Genomic DNA, 1464 nt, shown 5'->3' with positions numbered 1-1464 from the left:
CCGCCGGCCGCGCCGCCGCCGGGCAAATCAAGCACGCCGCGGCCCGTGGCGCGTTCGACCGCCGCGGCGAAACGACGCAGCCCCGCGTCGAGACGTTGGACGATCTCCGCGGTCGCGCCTTTTTGCGGCCCGTAAACCGCCGCGGCGCCGCTGGGGCCGCAGAGCGGGTTCTGCACGTCGCAGGCGAGCATCAGTTCCGTTTCCGCAAGGCGCGGATCAAGGCGCGACAGATCGACGCGTTCGACCCGTTCCAGCGATTCGCCGCGGGGCGGCAGCTCGCCTCCGGCGGCGTCGAGAAAGCGCGCCCCCAGCGCGGCGAGGATGCCCATGCCGCCGTCGTTGGTAGCGCTGCCGCCCAGGCCGAGCGCGATGAAGCGGCAGCCCGCGTCGAGCGCGGCGCGGATCTGCTCGCCCGTTCCCAGCGAAGTGGTATGGAGCGGGTTGCGCCGCCCGAGAGGTACCAGCGGCAGCCCCGAGGCCGCCGCGATCTCCACGACCGCGCCGCGGTCCGGTAAAAGCCCCCAGGCCGCCTGAACGGGCCGTCCCAGCGGCCCCGTGAAGACTCCGCTCACCGTCCGCCCGCGCATGGCGCGCACGAAAGCCTCGACGGTGCCTTCGCCGCCGTCGGCGATGGGAAGGATCTTCAGATCCGCCCACGGACAGCCGCGCCGCACGCCGCGGGCCACGGCTTCCGAAGCCTCGAGGCCGCTGATGTTCCCCTTGAACGAATCCATGGCGATCAAAACTCTCATCGATTTCACCTCCCGGCCGGGAAAATTTGTCTGCGCCCATTTTAGCGTATCTGCCGGCGAAAAGGGAAGTTTGCGCAGACGTTTTCGGTCAAGAGCCTGACAAAAACTTGCATTTCAGAGTATAATTTTCGTGATCCTGCGTTTCCTTTCGCTGTTTCAGCGAAAATATCCTCAGATGAAGTCGAGGTGTGTGAAAAATGAACAAAGCGAAAAAGTTCGTCGCTTCGCTGGCCGTCTTCTGCCTGTCCGCCGGCGGCGCTTCGGCGATGACCCAGAGAGAATTCGTCGACCTGTGCCGCGACGGCAGCCCGGCCGAGATCACGCTGGCCCTTCGCGATGAAAAGCTGTCGCCCGCCAGGGCCGCCGGCGGCGTGACGCCTCTGATGGGAGCGGCTTCCGCCCGCGGCGCGGCCGCCTCGGTGGAAAAACTGCGGCTGCTGATCGACGCCGGCGCCAAGGTCAACGTGGCCGACGGCAACGGCATGACCCCGCTGATGTACGCCGCCCAGTTCGGCGACAGCCCCGCCGTGATCCGTTTCCTGCTTTCGGCCGGCGCCAGTCGCGAGGCCAAAGACCGCCGCGGCTGGACGCCGCTCGCCTTTGCCGCCGCCAAGAACAATTCCGTCGAAATGGTGAACGCCCTCGTCGACGCCGGAGCCGATATCGACGCCCGCGCCCGCGACGGCGCCACGCCGCTGCTGCTGGCCCTGCG

The 1464-nt window shown here is 68.0% G+C and carries 2 protein-coding genes; one reads left to right on the top strand and one right to left on the bottom strand.

Features of this window, described 5'->3' with window-relative positions; genetic code table 11:
* Positions 1–752, bottom strand: a 752-nt coding sequence (locus HMPREF7215_RS09865) for a glycerate kinase (RefSeq protein ID WP_009165713.1), incomplete at its 3' end; no start/stop codon positions are given.
* A 197-nt stretch (positions 753–949) separates the two neighbouring features.
* Between HMPREF7215_RS09865 and HMPREF7215_RS09860 the strand changes: the two genes are divergently transcribed.
* The coding region (locus tag HMPREF7215_RS09860) for an ankyrin repeat domain-containing protein (protein WP_009165711.1) at positions 950–1464 on the top strand (515 nt) is incomplete at its 3' end.

This window comes from Pyramidobacter piscolens W5455, assembly GCF_000177335.1.
Lineage (GTDB): Bacteria > Synergistota > Synergistia > Synergistales > Dethiosulfovibrionaceae > Pyramidobacter > Pyramidobacter piscolens.
This window is presented reverse-complemented; position numbering and strand designations above follow the sequence as displayed.